25 protein-coding genes are annotated in these 24405 nt (G+C 59.7%); 19 read left to right on the top strand and 6 right to left on the bottom strand.

Features of this window, described 5'->3' with window-relative positions:
* Positions 1–12 precede the first annotated feature (12 nt).
* From iolG to P5706_RS18710, 9 genes are all read left to right on the top strand, one after another.
* A complete protein-coding gene (gene iolG, locus P5706_RS18750) occupies positions 13–1023 on the top strand; it encodes a bifunctional inositol 2-dehydrogenase/D-chiro-inositol 1-dehydrogenase (protein ID WP_169987723.1) in 1011 nt (336 codons plus the stop codon).
* Positions 1024–1177: 154 nt separating this feature from the next.
* Complete coding sequence (locus P5706_RS18745; protein WP_285680786.1) at positions 1178–2206, top strand: Gfo/Idh/MocA family protein; 1029 nt, start codon at positions 1178–1180, stop codon at positions 2204–2206.
* Between the two features lie 127 nt (positions 2207–2333).
* On the top strand, positions 2334–2510 hold the full coding sequence (locus tag P5706_RS18740) for a hypothetical protein (protein ID WP_200433900.1): 177 nt from the start codon (positions 2334–2336) through the stop codon (positions 2508–2510).
* Between the two features lie 48 nt (positions 2511–2558).
* Positions 2559–3488, top strand: coding sequence for a sugar ABC transporter substrate-binding protein (locus P5706_RS18735; RefSeq protein WP_065931775.1), 930 nt, complete (start codon positions 2559–2561; stop codon positions 3486–3488).
* A 65-nt stretch (positions 3489–3553) separates the two neighbouring features.
* On the top strand, positions 3554–5107 hold the full coding sequence (locus P5706_RS18730) for a sugar ABC transporter ATP-binding protein (RefSeq protein WP_200433899.1): 1554 nt from the start codon (positions 3554–3556) through the stop codon (positions 5105–5107).
* A 31-nt stretch (positions 5108–5138) separates the two neighbouring features.
* On the top strand, positions 5139–6161 hold the full coding sequence (locus P5706_RS18725; RefSeq protein WP_138815826.1) for an ABC transporter permease: 1023 nt from the start codon (positions 5139–5141) through the stop codon (positions 6159–6161).
* A 426-nt stretch (positions 6162–6587) separates the two neighbouring features.
* Positions 6588–6992 (top strand): TraR/DksA family transcriptional regulator, encoded by a 405-nt coding sequence (locus tag P5706_RS18720; protein WP_010564800.1) that lies wholly within the window; start codon positions 6588–6590, stop codon positions 6990–6992.
* Between the two features lie 95 nt (positions 6993–7087).
* Positions 7088–8770 carry a methyl-accepting chemotaxis protein gene (locus P5706_RS18715; protein ID WP_502945498.1) on the top strand — a complete coding sequence of 561 codons (1683 nt, stop codon included), beginning with the start codon at positions 7088–7090 and terminating at the stop codon, positions 8768–8770.
* Positions 8771–8885: 115 nt separating this feature from the next.
* Positions 8886–9089 (top strand): hypothetical protein, encoded by a 204-nt coding sequence (locus P5706_RS18710; protein WP_200433897.1) that lies wholly within the window; start codon positions 8886–8888, stop codon positions 9087–9089.
* A 6-nt stretch (positions 9090–9095) separates the two neighbouring features.
* Here the strand turns inward: P5706_RS18710 and P5706_RS18705 are convergent, their stop codons facing one another.
* The 3 genes from P5706_RS18705 to P5706_RS18695 form a co-directional block, all read right to left on the bottom strand.
* A complete protein-coding gene (locus P5706_RS18705; RefSeq protein WP_285680775.1) occupies positions 9096–9332 on the bottom strand; it encodes a DUF2789 domain-containing protein in 237 nt (78 codons plus the stop codon).
* Between the two features lie 77 nt (positions 9333–9409).
* Positions 9410–9640: a hypothetical protein gene (locus P5706_RS18700; RefSeq protein ID WP_200433895.1), complete on the bottom strand. Its 231-nt coding sequence runs from the start codon at positions 9638–9640 to the stop codon at positions 9410–9412.
* A gap of 124 nt (positions 9641–9764) precedes the next feature.
* On the bottom strand, positions 9765–10040 hold the full coding sequence (locus P5706_RS18695; RefSeq protein WP_200433894.1) for a hypothetical protein: 276 nt from the start codon (positions 10038–10040) through the stop codon (positions 9765–9767).
* Between the two features lie 406 nt (positions 10041–10446).
* Here P5706_RS18695 and P5706_RS18690 point away from each other — a divergent pair, with 406 nt between their 5' ends.
* The gene (locus tag P5706_RS18690; protein WP_200433908.1) at positions 10447–10896 is read left to right on the top strand and encodes a hypothetical protein; all 450 of its coding nucleotides are present in this window, start codon (positions 10447–10449) and stop codon (positions 10894–10896) included.
* A gap of 132 nt (positions 10897–11028) precedes the next feature.
* Complete coding sequence (locus tag P5706_RS18685; RefSeq protein ID WP_285680772.1) at positions 11029–12036, top strand: ABC transporter substrate-binding protein; 1008 nt, start codon at positions 11029–11031, stop codon at positions 12034–12036.
* A 1077-nt stretch (positions 12037–13113) separates the two neighbouring features.
* On the opposite strand, the gene P5706_RS18680 is transcribed toward P5706_RS18685, so the two are convergent.
* Positions 13114–15240, bottom strand: a complete 2127-nt coding sequence (locus P5706_RS18680; RefSeq protein WP_285680770.1) for a TonB-dependent receptor — start codon at positions 15238–15240, stop codon at positions 13114–13116.
* 95 nt (positions 15241–15335) lie between these two features.
* Entirely contained in the window at positions 15336–15725 is a 390-nt protein-coding gene (locus P5706_RS18675) for a DUF2946 domain-containing protein (protein WP_138815834.1), read from the bottom strand.
* A 92-nt stretch (positions 15726–15817) separates the two neighbouring features.
* Between P5706_RS18675 and P5706_RS18670 the strand changes: the two genes are divergently transcribed.
* From P5706_RS18670 to P5706_RS18635, 8 genes are all read left to right on the top strand, one after another.
* Positions 15818–16255, top strand: coding sequence for a DUF3995 domain-containing protein (locus P5706_RS18670; RefSeq protein WP_285680768.1), 438 nt, complete (start codon positions 15818–15820; stop codon positions 16253–16255).
* Positions 16256–16386: 131 nt separating this feature from the next.
* Positions 16387–17787, top strand: a complete 1401-nt coding sequence (locus tag P5706_RS18665) for an amidase (RefSeq protein ID WP_285682774.1) — start codon at positions 16387–16389, stop codon at positions 17785–17787.
* A 224-nt stretch (positions 17788–18011) separates the two neighbouring features.
* The gene (locus P5706_RS18660; RefSeq protein ID WP_200433891.1) at positions 18012–18770 is read left to right on the top strand and encodes a DeoR/GlpR family DNA-binding transcription regulator; all 759 of its coding nucleotides are present in this window, start codon (positions 18012–18014) and stop codon (positions 18768–18770) included.
* The gene (locus P5706_RS18655; RefSeq protein WP_285680765.1) at positions 18748–20028 is read left to right on the top strand and encodes a Zn-dependent hydrolase; all 1281 of its coding nucleotides are present in this window, start codon (positions 18748–18750) and stop codon (positions 20026–20028) included. Before P5706_RS18660 ends, P5706_RS18655 begins: the two co-directional genes overlap by 23 nt.
* A gap of 8 nt (positions 20029–20036) precedes the next feature.
* The gene (locus P5706_RS18650) at positions 20037–20993 is read left to right on the top strand and encodes a phosphotransferase family protein (RefSeq protein ID WP_285680763.1); all 957 of its coding nucleotides are present in this window, start codon (positions 20037–20039) and stop codon (positions 20991–20993) included.
* The gene (locus P5706_RS18645; protein ID WP_200433888.1) at positions 20990–21925 is read left to right on the top strand and encodes a choline kinase family protein; all 936 of its coding nucleotides are present in this window, start codon (positions 20990–20992) and stop codon (positions 21923–21925) included. Before P5706_RS18650 ends, P5706_RS18645 begins: the two co-directional genes overlap by 4 nt.
* 133 nt (positions 21926–22058) lie before the next feature.
* Complete coding sequence (locus P5706_RS18640; protein WP_200433887.1) at positions 22059–22310, top strand: hypothetical protein; 252 nt, start codon at positions 22059–22061, stop codon at positions 22308–22310.
* On the top strand, positions 22310–23842 hold the full coding sequence (locus P5706_RS18635; protein WP_285680758.1) for a sodium:solute symporter family protein: 1533 nt from the start codon (positions 22310–22312) through the stop codon (positions 23840–23842). Before P5706_RS18640 ends, P5706_RS18635 begins: the two co-directional genes overlap by 1 nt.
* Positions 23843–23898: 56 nt before the next feature.
* Here the strand turns inward: P5706_RS18635 and P5706_RS18630 are convergent, their stop codons facing one another.
* On the bottom strand, positions 23899–24270 hold the full coding sequence (locus P5706_RS18630; protein ID WP_202940746.1) for a hypothetical protein: 372 nt from the start codon (positions 24268–24270) through the stop codon (positions 23899–23901).
* Between the last annotated feature and the right edge of the window lie 135 nt (positions 24271–24405).

Below are 24405 nucleotides of genomic sequence, written 5' to 3'. Positions count from 1 at the left end.
GAGGAGTTATGTATGTCGTTAAAGCTTGGAGTGATTGGCACCGGCGCTATCGGCCGTGACCATATCCGTCGTTGCAGCCAGACCTTGCTCAATAGTCAGGTGGTGGCGGTAACCGACATCAACCTTGAGCAAGCCGCCAAGGTCGTCGCTGATTTGAAGCTTGCCGCCGAGGTCTACGCCGATGGCCATGCGCTGATCAACTCGCCACAGGTTGAAGCCATTCTCGTCACGTCCTGGGGGCCGAGCCACGAAGAGTTCGTGCTGGCCGCCATCGCCGCCGGCAAGCCGGTGTTTTGCGAAAAACCGCTGGCGGTAACGGCGCAAGGCTGCCGCAAGATCGTCGACGCCGAAGTGGCCTACGGCAAGCGCCTGGTGCAAGTGGGCTTTATGCGCCCGTATGACGAAGGTTATCGCGCCCTCAAGGCCGTGATCGACAGCGGCCAGATCGGCGAGCCGCTGATGCTGCATTGCGCACACCGCAACCCAACGGTGGGCGAGAACTACAAGACGGATATGGCGATCACTGACACTTTGATCCACGAGCTGGATGTGTTGCGCTGGCTGCTCAATGACGACTATGTGTCGGTGCAGGTGGTGTTCCCGCGCAAGTCGAGCAAAGCCCTGGCGCACCTGCGCGACCCGCAGATCGTGCTGTTGGAAACCGCCAAGGGCACGCGCATCGACGTGGAAGTGTTCGTGAACTGCCAGTACGGCTACGACATCCAGTGTGAAGTGGTGGGGGAGACCGGTATTGCCAAACTGCCGGAGCCTTCGCAGGTGCAAATGCGCAGTGGCGCGAAGCTGTCGAATGCCATTCTGATGGATTGGAAGGACCGCTTTATCGGGGCTTACGACGTGGAATTGCAGGCGTTTATCGACAGCGTGCGTGCGGGCCAAATCGGCGGGCCGTCGGCCTGGGACGGTTTTGCAGCGGCGGTGGCGGCGGATGCGTGCATCGAGGCGCAGAACAGTGAGCAGATCGTGAAGGTGAGCTTGCCGGAGCGTCCGCACTTTTACGGCTAATCACAATCTGCCAGGTGGAATGCAGTTAGTGTGGGAGCTGGCTTGCCTGCGATAGCGGTCTATCAGTGACAGTTTCATCGACTGACACGACGCTATCGCAGGCAAGCCAGCTCCCACACTTGATTGGGTTTGCAATTCAACAAGGAAACAACTTATGCGAATCGGACTAGTCGGCTACGGCCACGGAGGGCGCTTTTTTCATGCGCCGCTGATTGCAACCTTGCCCGGTGCGACCTTTGTTGGCGTGGTGACCCGTTCAGCGGAGCGCCGCCAGCAATTGAGTACCGACCTTCCCGGCGTAAAAGCCTTTGACAGCATCGGCCAGATCGTCGAAGCCGGCGTGGACGCGCTGGTGATCTCCACCACCCTCAAAGGCCGCCCGGCGCTGGTGCTGGAAGCCATCGAGCACGGCGTGGCGGTGGTCAGCGACAAACCCTTCGCCAGTAACGCCGAACAGGCGCAGGCGCTGATCACCGCCGCCGAACGCCAGGGCTCGCTGCTCAGCGTCTACCAGAACCGGCGCTGGGATTCGGATTACCTGACCCTGCGCAAGCTGATCGATGCCGGTGCCTTGGGTGAGATCACGCGCTTTGAATCGCGTGTCGAGCGCTACAGCCCGCAGGCAGTCGGTAATCCCAGCGGCGGCGGCTGGTTGCGTGACCTGGGCAGCCACTTGGTAGACCAGGCGCTGCAGTTGTTCGGCCCGGTGGACCGGGTGTTTGCGCAATTGCAGTTCACGCCGCAACACCCAACCCTCGATCACGGCTTCTTTGTGTCCCTCACTCACGCCAATGGCGTGATTTCGCACCTGTGGGGCAGCGCCCTGCAAAACAGCCAGGCGCCGCGTTTTCGCGTCAGTGGCACGCTGGGGTGTTACACCGTCGATGGGCTGGACGGCCAGGAAGACGCACTGATGGCCGGCAAGTCACCGAAAACCGAAGGCGAGCACTGGGGCGCCGAGGAGCATCGACGCTGGGGTTGGTTCGAGCAAGGCGAGGAGCGCGAACGAGTGCCGTCCGAGAAGGGCTGCTGGACGCAGTTCTATCGCCAGTTGCAACTGGCCGTGCAAGGGCAGGGGCCGCTGCCGGTAAGTGCCTATGACGCGCTGGAAACCACCCGTATATTGGACGCCGCACGCCTTAGCGCCGAGCGCCAGCAGGTGGTTTCGACAAAAACAGAATAAAATTCTAAAACGGGTTGATATGGAAATTATTTTCCAATAAAGTCTTTTCCAGGTTGCATAAAGTACGTTCGGACTCGATTCGCACGGCTCAACAAAAACAAGATCAAAAACAACCAGGTACCGTCAGATGAAAATCTTCAACGCTGTACTGCGAGTTTTACGCCCCTCCCACACGCCACGCGGTCTGCCCCGCGCCCGGCCGTTCTACTTCTCCTTCCTTAATGTGCTGTGTGTCGAAAACCACGGCGCGCTGGTCTGCTGCATCCCAGGGGCACCGGTGGTTCGATTGCCCGCCGAGCGCTGATAAACGCAACGTCCAAAAAACCAACAAGAAAGTGGAGACAGACCGTTCATGAAGACCCCGATCCGTTTTACCGCGCTGGCCCTGTCCATGTTGCTGGCGAGTGGTTTTGCCTCAGCCGCCGACCTCAAGATTGGCGTGACCATGTCCGCCTTCGATGACACCTTCCTGACCTACCTGCGTGAAGACATGGACAAGCAAGCCAAGTCCTATCCCAAGGGCGACGGCGTGCAATTGCAGTTTGAAGACGCCCGCGCCGACGTGGTCAAGCAACTGAGCCAGGTCGAGAACTTCATCAGCCAGAAGGTCGACGCGATTATCGTCAACCCGGTGGACACCGCATCGACGGCCAATATCATCAAGGCCGCCACCGCGGCGAAGATCCCGCTGGTGTTCGTCAACCGCCGCCCGGATAGCCCAACCCTGGCCCCGGGCGTGGCAGCGGTGGTCTCCGATGACGTCGAGGCCGGCAAACTGCAAATGCAATACATCGCCGAAAAACTCGGCGGTAAGGGCAACATTGTGATTCTGTTGGGCGACCTGGCGAACAACTCCACCACCAACCGTACCAAGGGCGTGAAGGAAGTCCTGACCAAGTACCCGGGCATCAAGATCGAGCAGGAACAGACCGGTATCTGGTTGCGTGACAAGGGCATGACGCTGGTAAACGACTGGCTGACCCAGGGCCGCGATTTTGACGCGGTGCTGGCCAACAATGACGAGATGGCCATTGGTGCATCCATGGCGCTGAAGTCGGCGGGCAAAAAAGGCGTGTTGATCGCCGGTGTTGACGGCACGCCGGACGGCCTCAATGCGATCACCAAGGGCGACATGACCGTGTCGGCCTTCCAGGATGCCAAAGGCCAGGCGGACAAGTCGGTGGAGACTGCGCGCAAGATGGCTAAAAACGAGCCTATCGAGCAGAACGTGGTGATCCCGTTCCAGCTGATCACGCCGGACAACGTCAAAGACTTCAAGTAGCCCGCACACAACAACAATAAGCCGGCAGGGCGGCCACGGTCGCCCTGCAGTCGAGGTACTTTTCTATGCTCGCTCAAGCCACTGTCTCGCAGCCTCCCGGTCTCCAGCCCGCGCTGCTGGAAGAACCCTACCTGCTGGAAATCGTCAACATCAGCAAAGGCTTTCCCGGCGTCGTGGCCCTGGCCGATGTGCAACTGCGCGTGCGCCCAGGCTCGGTGCTGGCGCTGATGGGCGAGAACGGTGCGGGCAAGTCGACGTTGATGAAAATCATCGCCGGCATCTACCAGCCCGACGCCGGGGAAATCCGCCTGCGCGGCAAGCCGATTGTGTTTGAAACACCGCTGGCGGCGCAGAAGGCCGGGATCGCGATGATCCACCAGGAACTCAACCTGATGCCGCACATGAGCATCGCCGAGAACATCTGGATCGGCCGCGAGCAGCTCAATAGCCTGCACATGGTCAACCACCGCGAAATGCACCGCTGCACCGCCGAGTTACTGGCCCGTCTGCGTATCAACCTGGACCCGGAAGAACACGTCGGCAACCTGAGCATCGCCGAGCGGCAGATGGTCGAGATTGCCAAGGCGGTGTCCTACGACTCCGACATCCTGATCATGGATGAACCGACTTCAGCCATTACTGAAAAGGAAGTGGCCCACCTGTTTTCGATCATTGCCGACCTCAAGTCCCAGGGCAAAGGCATCGTCTACATCACGCACAAAATGAACGAAGTGTTTGCTATCGCCGATGAAGTCGCGGTGTTTCGTGATGGCCAGTACATCGGCCTGCAGCGCGCCGACAGCATGAACAGCGACAGCCTGATCTCGATGATGGTCGGCCGTGAACTGAGCCAGTTGTTCCCGGTGCGCGAAACGCCCATCGGCGATTTACTCTTGTCGGTGCGCGACTTGAGCCTGGACGGCGTGTTCAAGGACGTGTCGTTCGACCTGCATGCCGGTGAAATTCTAGGTATCGCCGGGCTGATGGGCTCGGGGCGGACCAACGTGGCAGAGACCATTTTCGGCATCACCCCAAGCTCCAGCGGCCAGATCACCCTCGACGGTAAACCGGTGCGCATTACCGACCCGCACATGGCCATCGAGAAGGGCTTTGCGCTGTTGACCGAGGACCGCAAGCTCAGTGGCCTGTTCCCGTGCCTGTCGGTGCTGGAGAACATGGAGATGGCCGTGTTGCCGCATTACTCGGGTAACGGCTTTATCCAGCAAAAAGCCCTGCGTGTGCTGTGCGAAGACATGTGCAAGAAGCTGCGGGTGAAAACCCCGTCCCTGGAGCAGTGCATTGATACGTTGTCTGGCGGCAACCAGCAAAAAGCCCTGTTGGCGCGCTGGTTGATGACCAACCCGCGCCTGCTGATCCTCGATGAGCCGACACGCGGCATCGATGTGGGCGCCAAGGCCGAGATCTATCGCTTGATTTCCTTCCTCGCCAGCGAAGGCATGGCGGTGATCATGATTTCCTCCGAGCTGCCGGAAGTGCTGGGCATGAGCGACCGGGTGATGGTGATGCACGAAGGCGAACTGATGGGCACCCTGGACCGCGCGGATGCGACCCAGGAAAAAGTCATGCAGCTGGCTTCCGGTATGACCGTAGTCCACTGACGAACCGCACAGAATAAGAAGGTGATTGGCTATGAACGCAATAACAGACAACAAGCCTGCCACGGCACCGGTCAAGCACCGTCGGCGTTTACCCACCGAGCTGAGCATCTTCCTGGTGTTGATCGGCATCGGCCTGGTGTTTGAGGTGTTCGGCTGGATCGTGCGCGACCAGAGCTTTTTGATGAACTCTCAGCGCCTGGTGCTGATGATCCTGCAAGTGTCAATTATCGGCCTGTTGGCGATTGGTGTGACCCAGGTAATCATCACCACGGGTATCGATTTGTCTTCCGGCTCGGTGCTGGCGTTATCGGCAATGATCGCCGCCAGTTTGGCGCAAACCTCGGACTTTTCCCGGGCGGTGTTTCCCAGCCTGACCGACTTGCCAGTGTGGATTCCAGTGGCGATGGGCCTGGGTGTGGGGCTGCTGGCGGGGGCAATCAACGGCAGTATCATCGCGGTGACCGGCATTCCGCCGTTTATTGCGACCCTGGGCATGATGGTTTCGGCCCGTGGCCTGGCGCGCTACTACACCGAAGGGCAGCCGGTGAGCATGCTCTCGGATTCGTACACGGCCATCGGCCATGGTGCGATGCCGGTGATCATCTTCCTGGTGGTGGCGGTGATTTTCCATATCGCCCTGCGCTACACCAAGTACGGCAAGTACACCTACGCCATCGGCGGCAACATGCAGGCGGCGCGCACCTCGGGGATCAACGTCAAGCGCCACCTGATCATCGTCTACAGCATTGCAGGCTTGCTTGCGGGCCTGGCCGGTGTAGTGGCCTCGGCACGGGCTGCCACCGGCCAGGCCGGCATGGGCATGTCGTATGAGCTGGATGCGATTGCGGCGGCCGTGATCGGCGGCACCAGCCTGGCGGGCGGGGTAGGCCGCATCACCGGCACCGTGATCGGCGCGCTGATTCTCGGCGTGATGGCCAGCGGGTTCACCTTTGTGGGTGTGGATGCGTATATCCAGGACATCATCAAGGGCCTGATCATTGTGATTGCAGTAGTGATCGACCAGTACCGTAACAAACGCAAACTCAAGCGCTGAAGCGTATTTGCAGTTGGTAGAAAAGCAAAATGTGGGAGCGGGCTTGTTGTGGCGAGCAGGCTTGCCCTGCGTTGTGCTGCGCAGCAGCCCCACTAAATCTTCAGTGAACCTGATGGGTGTATTCCCACTTACCACCATCAGTTCTAACCGTTTGTCTTCTATATAGCTCCACAGCACTGAATTTCTTGCTATAAACGCACTCCGATGACCGTTCGCCAAGCCCGTCCTGGTGCCTTTGGGGGTTAATTGGGAAAAAATGCCTGTCTTTTCAGTTGCTGAGGCCTCAAGTCGGCCTTAGACTGCCGCCCCTCGTAAATTGAGTGCCGGGTGGCGCTTGAAATGGACGGCGCCTTTCCGAGGCCTGCGAAGGTCTGCCGGAACGCTCCCTTATTCGCCTTAATGCACGTATTTTTTATAGAGAAATCAATGACAAAGGAAAAGTTGCTGGCCATGCCGGCGGATGACTACATGAATGCCGAACAGCACGCTTTTTTCGAGCAGTTGCTGCAAGACATGAAAGTGGAACACCACGAGCGCATTGAGCAGAACCGCATCGCCATCGAAAGCCTGGACACCCCGGCTGACCCGGCTGACGCTGCCTCTGTGGAAGAAGAGCGCACTTGGCTGGTAAACGCCATCGATCGCGACCAGCGCATGCTGCCGCAGCTTGAGCGTGCCCTGGAGCGCATCAAGGAAGATTCATTTGGCTGGTGCGATGACAGCGGCGAGCCTATCGGCCTCAAGCGCCTGCTGATCAGCCCGACCACCAAGTACTGCATCGAAGCGCAAGAGCGCCACGAACAGATCGACAAGCACCAGCGCCAGGCTTGACGCGCTGAAGTCGGGCATCGCACCTGTGATGCCCGAGAGAAATACCGGTTACGCCCCTGTCTATTGATCTGCTGCAAGCCCCCCACGAAAGGCCCATGGATAATGGCCCAATAGTGGCGTTTAATGCAGCAACAATAACGACAAACAGTGGGGTAACAATGATGGCTGGAGACGGATCTCTGATGGGCGCAGCCGCGCCACCGCAAACGGTGGTGCGCGTGCTGCCCGGCTGGCTGACGCCGCTTATGCAGAGCACCGCGCTGGTGCTGGTCCTGCTGGGCCTGGTGTTTGCCGGCTTGCCACTCTACCTGTGCCTGCCATTGGCCTTGCTGGTGATCTGGCTGCCCACGCTCAAAGCCCGAGTGCCAAGTGCTGCGCCGCCCCTGGCGATTGATACGCTGGGCGAGCTGACCCGCGATCTTTCCTACACCACCAGTCACAACGCACTTTCCGCTGCCGGCGTGGCCTATTCGGTCAAGCAGCTGGCTGCGCGCGTGCAATCGCAATTAGGTGCCGCCCAGCAAATTGTCAGCAGCGCCGAAGTGATGATCGGCACTGAGCAAGTCACCTCCCAGCTCAGCCGCCAGGCATTGGGCGCAGCCAGCCAGGCGCACCAGCGCAGCACTGAAGGGCGCGAAGTGTTGGCCCAGTCGATCACCCGCATGCACCAGCTGCGCCTGCGCGCCAATGCCAGTCGAGAGTTGATCGAGGCGTTGAGCCAGCGCAGTGAAGAGATCCAGCGCGTGACCCTGGTGATCCAGTCCATAGCCAGCCAGACCAACTTGCTCGCGCTGAACGCCGCCATTGAAGCGGCGCGCGCCGGTGAGCACGGGCGCGGCTTTGCGGTGGTGGCCGATGAAGTACGTGGCCTGGCCGGGCGCACGGCCACGGCGACCGATGAGGTCGGCGTGATGGTCGCCGATATTCAGCAGCGCACCGCCCAGGTGGTGGAACAGATTCGCCAACTGTCGGCCGACCTGCACATCGGCGTCGAGCAGGTGGAGCAGGCGGGTGAACAATTGGAAAATATCGCCAGCCTGGCAGCGGACGTAGAAGGGCAGGTCAACGAAATCGCCCAAGGCACCGACACCAACCGTACGCAACTCGACAGCCTGTTCCATGCCGTGGAGCAGATGCGCAGCGACTTGTCGGTGAGCGACCAGCAAACGCGGCAATTGGCCGAAGTCGCTGTGCAGATGGAAGGGCAGGCTGAAACCATCAGCGAACGCCTGGCCGAAGTCGGGCTGGATGACTACCACCAGCGCATCTACGACCTGGCCCGCGAAGGCGCGAGCCGCATGGGCGAGCAGTTCGAGGCTGACATCCTGCAAAACCGCATCAGCCTGGAAGACTTGTTCGACCGCAGCTACATACCGATCCCTAACACCCAGCCGAGCAAATACCACACGCGTTTTGATGGCTACACCGACCAAGTGCTGCCGGCGATCCAAGAGGCGTTGTTGCCGCGCCATGAGGGGCTGGTATTCGCGATTGCCTGCACACCGCAAGGCTATGTGCCCACGCATAACAAGGCGTTCTCCCACGCCCTTACCGGAGATGCGCAGGTTGATGCGGTGCAGAACCGCACCAAACGCAAGTTCGACGACCGTACCGGCATTCGTTGTGGCAGCCATCAACAAGCGGTGCTGTTGCAGACTTATACCCGCGACACCGGCGAGTTAATGCACGACTTGTCGGTGCCGATCATGGTCAAAGGGCGGCATTGGGGTGGCTTGCGCCTGGGTTACAAACCGGAAGGGGCCAAGGCTGCGCGCTAGGATTGTTGCTGTTTATGCAATAGAGCTATTCCGGGGATAGCTTTTTCCAACTGGAATAAAACCGTAGCATGGCCAACATTGTTAGGCAGCTAACTAAATGTGCCGGAGAAGCTCCATGCAAAACAAGGTCGATGTCGCCGTGATGATCGGCAGTGGTGTCCCCGAAACCCTGCGTGCGCTGGGCCAGAAGGCTTGCTGGGTCGTGTTGCTCAATGGCGAACAACGCGGCACGGCGTTCGCCAGTCGCAGTGAAGCTGAGGAGTGCAGGGCTGCCTGGCAGGCACTGATGTGCCTGGAACAGTCAGACAGCCTGCATTGAGGCGTGTTATTGAGGTTGGTGCAGGCGCTGGTTCAGCTCATCTACCGCAATGGCCCATTCGGCGTCGTCGCGCAGTTCTTCCTTGAGAAACGCCGCTTGTTGCGGCGACCAGAACGGTGCGTCGATCAGCTTCACGTCTTCAGCCAGAGGATGCGCGACGATAAACGCGTCGATGGCTTCGGGTGCCGAGTCCAGGCCGAGTTGTTCAAACAGGGTTTCAAGCGTTGGGATTGGCGCGTCCATGGTGAGTTCTCCATGCGTGGTAGGGGATGTTGTGCATGTGAGGCCACGGACGCGGCAGAGTTCAGGATTTGGAAAGCTCAGGAATTAAGTGCACCTGAATCCACTGCGGATTTCAGTGCCTTGGCAGCCTCTTTACCGGCCACGGCTGCTGCGTCGACGGTTTTGAACCAGCGATCTTTTTCGACCTGATGCGTGGTGACCGTGGTCAGCGGGGGCTTGGCCCGCATGATGATCACCGCTTGAAACTCACCGTCTACCTCCCGCGCATCGCCATGGATGAAAAATTCGCCAATATCAAATTCCGTCACGTATAGCCTTCCCTTCAAGTGAACTGCATCAAGGTACCTGCACTGATGAAACCTGACCCGCAAGGGGCAAACTTCAATGGACGGGTCAGTATGGCAGCAGTTGAAGGGCGGCGGCGCAGTAAAGTCAGCCGGGTGACGAAACGATTGCACCGTGAACCGCCTGCAGGTTGGCTTCAAGTTGTTTGGCCAATTCGCACGCCTTGGAATGCGTGCTGCGAAAACCTTTGATCCTGCCGCTGGTCACTTCCAGGATATGAAAGAAATTGCGCCCGGCCGGTACCACTTGGTAAAGAACGTAATTGGAGTACCCGTTGGGGTTATCTAAGCAGTAGTATTGGCGCTCGTCTGGACATGATGAACGAGTGCGGGATGACATAACGGCGTGTTGACGTGGTTGCATGCTCAGCTCCTGTCGATCGATCTTGTGGACTTACCAGCAGCGTTTCCGGTGGTTTTGAACCGGGTTGCTGTTTTAGTATTGTCGCTGGCGGTTCGTGCCTGGTTCCATTACGGGTGTTATGTAATGTGTAGGCTGTCGGAAACTGCGTTTTTTACTGGGTTATTCTCTGAAGCTGGTCAGCCCGTGTTCTCGGGCTGCTGAACCTGTGATTTGCTGTGTTGCCGGATGACCTTGCATAAGGCCCATCGTGCATGTCTGTACTAGTCTTATGGTGCAGCAGCAGGTTTCTTCAGTTTTTTACCAATAAGTGATCGAGCCGTAACGGCCGTTTTTTTGTGCTGCCCGCTCTGGCGGTCAGTGCCTTTTTTGATGTGGGGGCGTTTCCTTGGCAGTCAGTAATCTGGATATGCACGCTTTATTCGTGCTGGGTGATTTGCGCGCAAAGTTGGTCAAGCAGTTTCAATCCCGTTTCGTTTACATCACTGAACAGACGCCGGAAGGCATTTACATCGCCGAGATCGATACCGAGTCGGCGTTGGTCGTGGACGATAAACCGCGCCTGGAACTCAAGGTGGGTGATCATTTTCGTGCCGCCGTATTGCCGAGCCGCGAAGGTGGCAAGTTCGAATTGAAGTTTCGCGACATCAAGTTGACGGTGTATGGCTTGGGCGATTACGCCTTTGTTTCGTCGGCCGAAGGCCAGGGCATCGTGTTCAAGGAAGGCCACAGTGTGATGCTGGTGTTCGCCGCCCATGAACAACTGCAGGAAGGCTTGACCAAAACCCTCAAGGCCGTGACCGGCAAGGCCGCCAAATGGCGCAAGGGTGAACTGGTGACGTTCAAGGCCAGTGAGTAACTGCTAAACACCAGGTGTATTCTTGCTCCTCCGGAACCTCTACTACAGTTGAGTTGACTTAACTATTCAGAGGCTTCGCGCATCCGCAGCAAAGCCGCCCGCTATGGTTGTGAAAATGCGAGGTGCAAAGGCATGAAAGGATTGAGAACGCTGCTGGCTGCGGCGCTGACGACGGTGAGTCTGTCGTTGCCGGTATCGGCTGCGCAAACGCCGGTGCACTTTGCCGACCTGAACTGGGAAAGCGGCAGCCTGATTACCGAAGTGCTGCGCTATATCGTCGAAAAGGGCTATGACCTGCCCACCGACACCTTGCCCGGTACCACCATCACCCTGGAAACCGCCCTGGCGAAGAATGACATCCAGGTGATTGGCGAAGAGTGGGCCGGCCGTAGCCCCGTGTGGATCAAGGCCGAAGCCGAAGGCAAGGTTATCGGCCTGGGTGATACGGTCAAAGGCGCTACCGAGGGTTGGTGGGTGCCGGAATACGTGGTCAAGGGCGACCCGGCCAAAGGTCTCAAGCCGCTGGCGCCGGACCTCAAGACCGTGCAGGACCTGGCGCGCTACAAGGATGTGTTCAAAGACCCTGAGTCGCCCGGCAAAGGGCGTTTTCTCAACAGCCCGATTGGCTGGACGTCGGAAGTCGTCAACGCCCAGAAGCTCAAGGCGTATGGCCTGAGCGACAGCTATGTGAACTTTCGCAGCGGCTCGGGTGCGGCGCTGGATGCGGAGATCGCTTCGTCGATCCGTCGTGGCAAGCCGGTGCTGTTCTACTACTGGTCGCCGACGCCTTTGATGGGCCGCTACAAACTGATCCAGCTGGAAGAGCCGCCATTTGACGCCGATGCCTGGAAGACCTTGACCGATGCAGATAATCCTAACCCACGGCCGACTCGCTCGTTGGCGTCCAAGCTGAGCATCGGTGTGTCGACACCGTTCCAGCAGGCGCAGCCGCAGATTGCCGAGTTCTTTACCAAGGTGCAGTTTCCGATTGAACCTTTGAATAAAGCCTTGGCGGCGATGAGCGAAAATCACACGGCGCCGCGTGAAGTGGCGCAGGTGTTCCTCAAGGAACATCCTGAGGTGTGGAAGGCGTGGTTGACGCCGGAGGTGGCGCAGAAGGTTGAGGCGAGCCTTAAGTAACCGACGCTTGGCTATTTAATGAAGGCCCACTGTGGGAGCTGGCTTGCCTGCTGTGGCGGTTTGTCGGAGTACATATCCGTTGCTGCGGTGATGGCTGATATTGGTTCCGCTCTTACAGCGGGTCACTTTTGGCAAACGCCCCAAAAGTAACCAAAAGGTCTGTGCCCCACCACTCGGCCCCTCGCTTAGGCTCGGTGTGCCCTCACTCCGGCTTGAATCCGTGGGCCGCCGCGATGGGCCATCCTTGGCCCAGCGCGGCTAACCCGGCGTCCTGCCGGGTTACCCACGGATTCAAGCCTGCGTTCGGCCATCGTGGTTAACGGGGCGTCTCAGATCAAGATCAAGATCTACAGCACGGCGGCCTGAAAGCCGACCTGAGTGGTTGAAGCAAGAGCCAGATCAAGTGCAAAACCAAAGCCTGTCTACCTGATGCAACGCAGTCAAAATGTGGGAGCGGGCTTGCTCGCGAAAGCGGTGGGTCAGTCAATTCATCTGTAACTGACCCACCGCATTCGCGAGCAAGCCCGCTCCCACAGTTGACCGCATGCAGTTCTGAACATGTGCTTTTCTGTGGGAGCTGGCTTGCCTGCGATGCAGACACCTCGGTACATCAGGCACACTGAGTTGATGCTATCGCAGCGGTGCGACGATTCGACAAGCCAGCTCCCACCTTTGACCGAGTATGGCTCTGCTGTTGCTGTTGCTGTTGCTGTTGCTGTTGCTCTGGCCCTTACATCCTTTTCGATGACGAAGTCAGCGGTCTTTTGATCTGCGCTTTTGATCTTGATCTCAAATCGCCCCGTTAAACACGATGGCGGATTGCGGGCATGCCGAGCCTAAGCGAGGCACCGAGTGTTGGGGCGAGGACCTTTTGGTTACTTTTGACTGGGCCGGCATTCCGGTCCTTGCAAAAGTGACCCGCTGTAAGAGCGGAACCATAGGCAGCCGTTACCCAAATAACGGATATGCACCCCAACCGCCAAGCCCCACCAAGACCGCCTCAACGTTAACGTTGTGTAGATACCCATGGCCATCGCGGGCAAGCCCGGCTCCCACATCTGGATCTTTATTCCAGCTTTAGAACCTGGTTTGTACGGCCAACTCAAACGTCCTTGGCGAGCCCAAATAGTAAGCCGGCGACACATGCGCAAACTCGGCATACACCTCATTGGTCAGGTTACGCACCCGCCCAGTCACCGAGGTATGTGAATCCACTTTGTAACGCAGGAACGTGCCGAACAGCGTATAGGCTGGCACCGTCTGTGTGTTGGCATTATCGGCATACACCTGGGCCACATACCGCGCGTCCACACCGCCTTGCCAGTCCTCGGCAAAGTCGTACGTCAGCCACAGGTTGCCCACACGCTTGGGCACGTTGGTGGGCGTATTGCCTTTGCGCGAGACCACCGCGCCGCTGGCGATTTTCTCATTGAAGTCATCGTATTCGGCGTCCACCCAGGCAACGTTGCCTTCGGCCAGCAGCCGTGGAGTGATGCGCAGCGAGCTGGCCAACTCGATGCCCTTGGAGGTCTGCGCACCCACCGGAATGCTGTTGTTCGGGTCCAGCGGGTCGGTAACGGCAAAGTCCTTGCGCTCGATCCTGTAGGCGGCGACGGTGGCCGAGCCGCGCCCGTCGAGGTAGTCGAACTTGCTGCCGACTTCCCATTGTTTGCCGGTCGACACATCGAACACTTGAGTGGTGGTGGAGGGCTGCTCCGCTGCGGTGCTGTATTGCACATACACATTGGCCGATGGGATGAACTGATACGTCAGGCCCACGCGGCCAGTGATCGGCTCCCAGCTGCGTTTGAAGTGCCGTGGGTTGGTGGCGGTGATCACGCGATGGTTGGTCACGTCCAGATCGATGGCGTCGTAACGCAGGCCTGTCAGCAGTGAGAGTTTATCGGTGAGGCCCAGGCGGTTTTCCACAAACAAGGCTTTGGTGGTGACCTCGTTGGTCTTGTCTTTGATAAAACCTGGCTTGGTGCCCGGAATGTCATAGAAGTGCCCGGGGTTGTAGCTGTTCGGGTCTACTGTGCTATTGCCCGGCACATTCAACGGGTTATTGGTGGTGCTGTTGACCTTGTATTCAAAACCACCGGACCAGGTGGTCGACAGCCCGAACACGCTGTCGTCGTGGCGCAGCTCGAACTGGTTGCCGTGCTGCTCGCCCTCGTGGCGTACCTGGTAGGCGGTCGAGCGGTTCACCGCGCTGTTGTCGGCGTTGTACTGGTAGGTTTCCAGGTTGCGATAGTCGCGCTGGCTGTCGAGGTGATAGAGGGTGTTTTTCAGCGTGGTGCTGTCGTTGATCCGGTAGTCGATGATCGAGCGCATCCAGATCGTGCGTTGCTCGTAACGACCATCGGCAACGTTGTAGTTGTTAAAGCGGTTGTGCTTGTCGATTTTCAGCTCGCCCGCCTTGGGGTTGAGCACCGGCGTGCCCCAATACGGGCTGTCTTCATGTTCATCCTGGTATTCCAGGGCCAGGGTGTGGGACAGGTTGGGGGTGAGGTCACTGAGCAAGGAGAACGCCAGGCTCCAGGCATCGCGCTGGTCGCGGTCGATGTAGCTGTGGTTGGTATTGCGGCTCACATCCAGGCGCGCGTAGTGCTGCACTTCGGCGCCGGGTTCGGTCAGGGCGTGGTTGAGGCCAAAGGCCATGCCGGCAGTGTCGTAGCTGCCATAGGTGAGCTGGCCTTCGGCGGCTTGTTCCTCGCGGGTGGCCAGCTTGGTCACGTAGTTAAGCGAGCCGCCCACGGAGCCGGCGCCGTTGATCAGGGAAGAGGGGCCGCCGACCAGTTCAACCCGGTCATAGATCCACGCATCCACCGGCCGCGCCAGGCCGGTAGCGACGTTGATGCCGTTGAACATCTGGGTGATCTGGCTGCTGGTAAAACCACGATAGGACACAAACCCGCCAAACCCCGGCGGCGCACTGGCGTTGACGCCGGGCAAGGTGTTTGCCGCATCGCGGAAGGTCTTGGCGCCATGGCGCTCAATGTCGTTACGGTTGGCAATGGCCACCGACGCCGGGGTTTCACGCACGCTTAAACCCAGGCGTGATGCCGTGCCGCTGGATTGGTCCAGGGCCAGGCCCGGTTCGCTGGTTTGTTCACCATCAATGGTGGTGGGGGCCAACTCGAGCGCCCAGGCACAGACGGGCAGGCAGCCGAACAGGCTCGCCAACAAGGGTAAATGTTTCATGGTTGAATCCTGAAAATCTTGGCTTGAAAACAACGCACAGCCGCACGTATTCCCGGTTGGGAACGTTGGCCGATGCAGATCAGAAAGCGCAGGGATCAGGCGAAAGCGGGAGGTGCGCGAGGGTTGGCCGTGGGCCAGGTGAAGCGGGCAGGAATATCAGCGGCGAGCACCACCGCCGGCGGTGGCGCGTGCGGTTGGGGCAGCACCGCCACATTGAGGCTGGAACTGAGTGCCGGGCCCATACCGCCGGTCGAGCACAGTGGGCAACCAAATGCCTTGGACAGCGTCGGCAGGTTCTCGTCGGTGGAGTTCTTCTGCGCAGGCGCCTGGGTGCGCGGGTCGACCGTACAAAACTGGCCGCCGATGCCGTTGAGCTGCATGCCCAGCATCTGCCCATGACCAATACTGCACGCGAACACATTGAACAGGACGCAGCAATACAGCATCCAGGCAATGAGTGAGCGGTCGGCACGAGCGATTTTCATGGGGCGGCACTTTACCATCAGCCGCCGACGAAATGCCTACAAAAAATCTCAGGACGACTATCCTCATTCGCACCTTTGAGGGAGCGCCTGCCATGAGCTTTTTCGTCGCACGCTGGATCGTCGCCATTTTTACCTGCATCAGCATGGTGCATCTGTACTGGGCCGCCGGTGGCAAACTCGGCAGCCTGGCCGCCATCCCCGAGCTGCCCGGCGAATTCGCCCAGGGGCCGCGGCCGGCGTTCAAACCGTCGGCGTTGGGCACGTTTCTGGTGGCGATGGGGCTGGTCGCAATTGCCTTGCTGGTGTGCCTGCGGGCGGGGTTGTACTTCTCGCCGGTGTCGCACGGCGCACTGCAATGGGGCATCAGTGCGATTGCCTTGGTGATGTTCGCCAGGGCAATTGGCGATTCGGAATTGGTCGGCTTTTTCAAGAAGGTGAGCGGGTCTAGATTTGCCCGTTTGGATACCTATTTCTACTCACCCTTGTGCCTGGTGTTAGGCGCGGGGTTATTGATCGTGGCGTGGAGTTGAGAACAAAGCACACAAAAACCACATACCCAACAAAACCCACTTGACACGCCCCCAGCCTCGGGCGTTTATTGACGTACCCACCGGACCCATGTGCAGACGGCCCAGGATACTCAATGAACAAAGACCTCTTGATGCCCACTGTGATCGACGCTGCCGAGGCCATTCGCTCGGGCAGGCGGTCTGCGGTACACCTGGTCGAGCAAAGCCTGCAAGCAATCGAAACCCACAATCCCACACTCAATGCGTTTGGCGACGTGTACGCCGACTCGGCATTGGCGCAAGCACAAGTGCTGACCGAAGAAGCCAGGGCAGGGCAGTTGCGTGGCCCGTTGCACGGCGTGCCGTTTGGTATCAAGGATCTGTTTTCCACCGCCGGCCTGCGTACCACCCGAGGCTCATTGACCGGGCTTGACCATGTGCCCACCCAGGACGCGCCGATCATTCGCCGCCTCAAGGAAGCCGGCGCAATTATCCTCGGCAAAACCGCCACCACCGAATTCGGCTGGACCGGCGCCAGTACGTCGCGCGTGTTCGGCAACGGCCGCAATCCCTGGAACCCACACCTCACCAGCGGCGGCTCCAGCTCCGGCTCGGCGATTGCCGTGGCCGCACGCATGGTGCCGGGCACGCTGGGCTCCGATGGCGGTGGGTCGGTGCGGATTCCGGCTGCATTCTGCGGGGCGTTTGCGATGAAAGGCTCCCTGGGCCGCATTCCGACCTGGCCGTGGTCGGCCACCGAAATGCTCAGCCATGCGGGGCCAATCACACGCACGGTGCGCGACAGCGCCTTGCTCTTCGACCTGCTTTCCGGGCCTGACCCGCTGGACCATCAGGCCTTGCCGGCCTTGACCGAATCCTGCCTGGCACGCTGCGACCAGCCCCTGGGGCCGCTGCGGGTGGCGTATTGCCCGACTTTGTTCAACACCCCGGTCGACCCGGTCATCGCCGCTACCGTCGAGGCCGCCGTGTACAACCTGGCGGAACGTTTGCCGGTCACCGTGACTACCCTGGAAGTGGACTGGCAAGACCCGCTCGCCACGTTCGAAACCTTGTGGGTCGGCGGGCGCGGCATTGCCTACGGCAAAGCCCTGGCCGATCGCCTCGACCAACTGGACCCAGGCTTTGCCGCGCTGATCCAGCGCGCGGGCGACTACGACCTTGGTGACTACCTCAAGGCCGTGCAACAGCGTGCGCACTTCGCCAACCAGGTGCATGCGCTGTTTGCCGACTACGACGTGTTACTACTGCCGACGTTGCCAACCCTGCCGTTCGCTGCCGACCAGGTCGCGCCTGACGGCTGGCCGGGCGCAGACGGCGCGGTGCCCTGGGCGCGTTGGACGCCTTTTACCTACCCGTTCAATATCACCGGCAACCCCGCCGCCAGCCTGCCGTGCGGCTTCAGCCCGAGCGGCTTGCCAATTGGGTTGCAAGTGGTTGGCCCACGCTTTGCCGATGCCCAGGTGTTGCAGTTCTGCGCCGCAGTAGAAGCCCTTGCGCCCTGGGACCAGCACCTGCCGCCCCTGTTGTTGTAATGCCTGATTGCCCCGTGGAGCCGGCTCGTTAGAAGCCTGCCCTGGACAGATCCTTTTGTAGTGTTTCTGCCCTTTCACACCTTGAAGAGTGAGAGGTACCCGTGACCCGATCAACCGCCGTCAATCGTCCTTTTCTCCCTGCCGGACCGGTGCATGCCGCGTACCGTGGTGGGCGCAAAGCGCGTGATACTGATGGCTCGAATTTGCCTTGGAATGCACCTTTTATGCTTAACCAGCCGCGTCTCGATGAAATCATGCTCATGCTCACCCAACATCAGCGCGTCAAAGCGTCGGACCTGGCGCAAGCGCTGTTTGTCAGCGAAGAAACCATTCGCCGTGACTTCAAATACCTGGAGGAAGCCGGCAAGTTGCGCCGCATCCATGGCGGCGCGATTTTGCCCAGGCTCAACGAAGAGCAGCCGCTGCAAGTGCGCACCCGCATCAAGGCCCAGGCCAAGACCCGCATGGCCGCCTGCGCGGCCAAATTGGTGAGTGAAGGCATGGTGCTGTTTCTCGATACCGGCACCTCGACCTTGGCGCTGGCCCAGCAGTTGATTGGTTTCAGCCAGCTGCGCATCATCACCAACTCGCTGGACATCGCGCAGTTGATCACCCAGCAAAGCAGTAACCAGGTGCTGGTGGTGCCCGGCGATGTGCGCCGCAATGACAATGCGCTGATCGGCGCCCACACCCTGGAATTCGTCCGGCAGTTTCACTACGACATCGCCTTCATGGGCATCGGCGCGGTGGACCTGCAGTTGGGGTTCATGGATTACCAGGAGCCCGAGGCGCTGCTGCGCCGCACCTTGACCCAGCACTGCCTGCGCAGCGTCATCCTCGCGGACGATGCCAAGTTCGGCCATCGCACGTTCATCAATACGCTGCCATTCAGCGCCATCACCACGTTGGTCACTAATCGCCCTCCGTCCGCGGAGTTTGCGACTTGCCTGGAGCACGCCCATGTCGACATCCTTTACCCCTGAGTGGCTGTCTCCCAGCGAGGCTGACGTTGAGGCGTTCGAGACGCTGTTTCGCGACAGCTCAGCCATCGGCGCAACACCGGCCGGTGGCTTGCACCGCTTGGCCGCGTCGGCCGAAGACGGCGCGGTGCGTGACCTGTTCGGCGCGTGGCTGCGCGAGCGTGGTTTTGACGTGCGGGTCGACGCCATTGGCAATCTGTTCGGGCTGATCACCTTCAACCCGGACGCTCCCTATGTGCTGTGCGGCTCACACTTGGACAGCCAGCCCAGCGCAGGGCGTTTCGACGGTATCTATGGTGTGCTGGCCGGCGCAGTCGCCATCGCCAGCCTGGCGCGCCAACTGCGCGAGCGCGGCGAAACCCCGGCGTGCAACCTGGCGGTGGTCAACTGGACCAACGAAGAAGGCGCACGCTTTCAACCCAGCCTCATCGGCAGCAGTGTGTTCACCGGCGACCTGGCCCTGCACGAAGCCTGGGAATGCCGTGACGGCGACGGCATTCGCCTCAAGGATGCGCTGCAAGCGATCGGCTATCTTGGCGACGGCCTGGTTGAACTGAATGTGGCCGGTTATGTGGAAATCCACGTTGAACAAAGCGACGGCCTCGAAAGCCAGGGCCTGGACATTGGCGTAGTGCGTGAAACCTGGGCAGCGCTCAAGCAGCGTATCCGTTTCGACGGTGAACAGAACCACACCGGCCCAACCCCGATGGCCGCCCGCAAGGATGCCTTGCTCGCGGCGGCCCATGCGATTACCACCGTGCGTGCCGAAGCGGACGTGCACGGGCTGCAGTTTCACAGCTCGGTAGGGCGCCTGGAGATTTACCCCAACTCGCCGAACGTGGTGCCTTCGCGCGTCACCTTGCATGTGGAATACCGCTCGCCCGACACGGCATTGCTGGCGGTCGCCGGTTATCGGCTGGATGCCAGCCTCAAGGCCGTCGCCGCCTCGACCGCAACCACTTACGAAGTCGAAAGCCGAGCCCTGCGTGCACCGATAGCGTTGCACCCTGGTTTTGCCGAATTGGCCTACAGCGTTGGTCAACAACTGGGGCTGGCAGTCGGCAATAGCGTCACGGTATCCGGCCACGACGCCATCAGCCTTGGCCGGCATTATCCGGCGTGCCTGTTGTTCATTCCGAGCAGCAACGGCGTGTCCCACAACGAGGCGGAGTTCACCCATGACCGCGATATGCGCACCGGCCTGCAGATGCTGACCGCGTTGCTGCATTGTGCGTGTACTTGCCCCAACGCTTACCGGTGAGGGACGCTATGTCGAACCGTACTGATGCACTGTCGCGCCTGATGGTCGCCTTGGAGTCTGCCGGCTTGTCCGCCCATGTAGAGGTCGCGGACGGCACTGCCGGTATCGCCTCGCCGATACGCCTGGCCACCGAGTGGACCGGCTTTCACCTCACGGCGCCCTGGGGCCAGTGCTACGCCAAAGTGCTGCACGACGATATGCGTGCGCTGATCGACATCGAGCGCACGGGCCGCGCCACGCAACTGGCGGCCGACTGTGACGTAACCCCCGGCGTGCGCCTGGTGGACGTAGCCGCCGGTGTGCTGCTGCTGGATGCGTTGCCGGCCCACGAGTGGCGTTGGGCACGCCTCGATGAGTTGCTGCAGCCCCAGCGCCTGCAAGCGTTGTGGGCCTTGAAACGGCAGCTGCACGTCGGCACCTCACCGGGCTTCAACCGCTCGCCGCTGCAGGATATCCAGCACCTGCGTGAGCTGTGCAGCCGTGATGGCGTGGGCTTGCCCGCTGATCATGGTTGGATCGATACCTGCATTGACTTGGCCTGGACCGCGCTGCAATTGAACCCTGGCACCTGGGTGCCCGTGCACGGCGATGGGCTGGCGAGCAATGTGATGATCGGCCCCGGCGGCGCGCTGCAATTGATCGACTTCGACTACGCCGGCTGCTTTGACCCGTGGTACGACGTGGCCGTCAGCCTCAACGAGTTGTATGCCTTCGAAAGCCAGTGGCGTGACGGTATCAAGGCCTGGGCCGGCGAGTGCCGCGAGTGCGATTACGCGCGCTGCCGACTCTATGCGCTGATCAATGATTGGTATTGGACGCTGTGGGGCTTGTGGGTTGGCGCAACTTCAACGCGCCCCCTGGAATTTTCCAAAGTCGGGCAGTGGACCTTGCTGCGCTGTCGGCAAAGCTTGCAAGACCCGCGATTTGAAAGTTGGTTACGTCAGGTACAGGAGGGGCAGGCATGAAAGCAATGGGTGAGGCCTGTACGCCTCAGGAATGCCAGTTGGAGGCTGCCGTGCGCGGCGTGCGCGACTGGGGCGGTTCGGGCATTCGTTACGAGCCGGTCAGCGGTGGGATCTCCAACAGCAATTGGCGGGTCGAGGTCAGCGGCCTCAACACCGCCTACTTCTTCAAAGTGCCCGGTGCCGGCACCGAGATGTTTATCGACCGGCGCACCGCCCATGACGCCAGCGTCAAGGCCGCGCAAACCGGCTATGGCGCGCCGGTGTTTGCCTTCCTCGAAGAGTTTGGCGTTGAAGTGTTCGAGTTCATGGAAGGCTGGCGAGCCTCTTCGAATCAGGACTTTCTCGACCGCGATGTACGCCATAACGCCTTGCACGCGCTGAAGGCGTTCAACGACCAGTCGCCGCTGTGCCAGACCAAAACCGTGTTCGACATGATTGCCGAGCACCAGCGCCAGGTCGAAGAACTGCAGGGTTGCAAGCCCAGCGATGATGCCTGGTTGCGCCGTCAGTGCGACCGGGCGCGTGGCGCGTTGCAAGCATCGGGCATCGACCTGGCGCCGTGCATGAATGACACGCTGGCGGGCAATTTCATGCTCAATGACCGCCGCCAGATTCGCCTGGTGGACTTTGAGTACGCCTCCAACAACGACCGTCATTACGAGTTGGCGCTGTGGTTTGGCGAGATGTTCTTTACCGACGAGATGGAACTGGCGCTGATCGAAGACTATTTCGGCCAGGTCACCCCGCAACGGCTGGCGCGGATCAAATTGCACAAGGCCCTGGCCGACATCAAATGGTCGACCTGGGCGATGGTCCAGCACGCGGTGTCGCAATTGGATTTCGACTTCTACAAATACGGTGCCTGGAAGCACATGCGCGCGCGTAGCGTGATCAATGATTCGCAATGGGAAACCTGGCTAAGACAGGCCTGAGCCTGCGCCAGCACAATAACGACGAGTCACCCTGCAGCTCTTTTGGCGCTGGTTTGCGCTGACGTTTCACTGCTTGATTTTTTGATTGATCACACAACAAACCGATCCAGAAATTCAAGGAGCACCCTTCATCATGAAACCCGCAAGCGCGTCACCCGCACGCCTGAGAAACCAGATCTTCGGCGGCTACTTTTTCCTGTTATTGATGCTGGCGTTATTCCCGCCGTTTTACTTGAGCGTGAGTGGCAGCCGCGCCTTGGTGGTGGGCATCCCGCTGCCGATCTTCTATTGGATCGCCATTGCCGTACTGGCCGCCCTTGGGGTGTGGGCCTTGTATCTGGCCGAACTCAAGGCCGGCGAGATTCCTGACGAGGAGGGCGTGTGATGATCAGCACCAGCAGCGATGCCCACTTGTTTATTACCTTCGGTGTGATCGGCCTGTTCCTGGCCGGGATGATCGCCGTGCTCTATGCCACCAACCGCGAAAGCACCAGTTTCTCCGACTATGCCGTTGGCGGGCGCTCCTATGGGCCGTGGTATATCGCCATGTGCTACACCAGCTCCTGGTGGCCGGGCTCGACCTTCACCGCGTTTTTTGCCCTGAGCGTCGGCGGCGCCCTGGGTTTCTACGGCATGGTCTATGCGACCCTTGGCGTGACCGCGATGTACCTGATGGCCAGCCGCGCCTGGACCTGGGGCAAACGCTTCAACCTGCGCACCCAACCGGACCTGCTGGGGATGCGCTTCGACAGCCCGGTGGTCAAACGGGTGGCCTCGATCATCGGCATCATCTCGGTGTTTCCGTGGGTGGTGATGGGCATCCAGGCCCTGGCGATGTTGTTCCAGTTCGCCAGCTTTGGCCGTTGGGGCGTCACCACCTGCCTGTTCGCGGGCGTGGCGGTGGTACTGATCCGCCAATACTGGACCGTGAGCATGGGCATGCGCGGGTTGATCATGACCGACATGTTCCAGGGCCTGATCGCCTATGTGGTGTGCGCCGGCGTGTGCGTGTTCCTGTTGTTCGGCGATCAGGCCGCGTTTTCCAACCTCTCGCAATTGCCGGCGAAAATGCTGCAAATCCCCGGCGCCACCGGCACCGGTTATGGCCCGATGTACATGTTCAGCCTGATCTTCACCGGCGTGATCGGCTCGATGTGCTGGCCGATGAGCTTCCAGCGCATCTACACCGCCAGCGGCGTGCGCTCGGTGAAAAAGGGCACGCTGTACACCATGCTGCTGGTGGGCGGCTTCTACGGCATCCTCATGCTGTTCGCTGCCGCCATCAGCCAGGACCCCAACGTGCTGGCCCACCCGCAACAAGGCTGGTTCCTCTCGCTGTTCGACATTGGCGGGCCATGGCTGCTGGCGCTGGCCATCGTCATCGTACTGGCCGCCAGCATCGGCCACGTCGACGGCTGCGTACAAGTCTGCGGCACCCAGTTCGCCAACGACCTCGCCACCTGGAACACCCCACGCACCGACCGCCAACTCACCGTACTGGCCAAGGCCGGCATGGTGGTGTTTATCGTCGCCGCCTCGGTGCTGGCCTACCTGACCTTTGATTATTCGCGCCTGCAATTACTGGCGCAGATCTCCTACCAGGGCATCATTCAATTGGCCGTGCCACTGTTCTTCGGAATCTTCAGCCGCCGTGGCAACAAACAAGGCGCGATTGCCGGCATGTTGGCGGGAATTGTGGTGGCGATTGTGCTGACCACACTGTACCCGGATGACATTCCCGCGCTGGGGTCGTTGACCAGCGGGATTGTGGGGCTGGTGGTGAATGCTGCGATTTTTGTAGTGTGTGCGCTGGTGATCAAGCCGAGCGCGGTGGAGAAAGCGCGGGTGGAGGGGTTGTTTGAGATGGCGGCGAGTGGGCGTGGAGTGCAGGTGGGGGCTGCGCCGGTTATGAGTTGAAGGTGGATCGGGGCTGCGGTGAGTGGCCCCGGTTTGAGCGTGTAACTTATGTGGACTCAAATATGTGTTGGGTAAATTTGAATTGCGGTAGCGCTGAGTTCAACAAATCCTGATTTCTGCGATAGGGGGCCATCCAACTCAATTAGAATTATTGAATCGCCGAGCTTTAATGCTGCACATCCGTCTTCGTCAACTTGGACCAGCTCGGCGGTTATTTGGATGAGGCGGCCCTCCATTTTGATTTTTGAAGATTTTTCAGCGGTTGGCTTCACGTTTATATTCCATGAGAAAACTTCCTCAAAATCAAACTCAACGTCGATAATTTCACCGATTTTTGGCGCAGTATCGCTCCATAGTGCAGTGCCATCTCCGAAGGGTGAATGGAATTTTACGTGCAATACGTTCAGATAGGAAAATGTATCGATCACTACTATTTTCATATTTTTCCCGAGTGGGAGATTGCCGGTTTTCGTGTGAGTGTTTTGGTTATGTTAGGGGGCAATTCGCCAATAACGAGATTGGGCATTCGTCAGTGTCTAATAGAATCATCGCTTCTTTAGTCA

It is taken from the genome of Pseudomonas sp. ChxA (assembly GCF_030263855.1).
GTDB lineage: Bacteria > Pseudomonadota > Gammaproteobacteria > Pseudomonadales > Pseudomonadaceae > Aquipseudomonas > Aquipseudomonas fluorescens_CB.
Note: the sequence above shows the minus strand (reverse complement) of the source record. Positions and strands in the feature narration are given on the sequence as shown.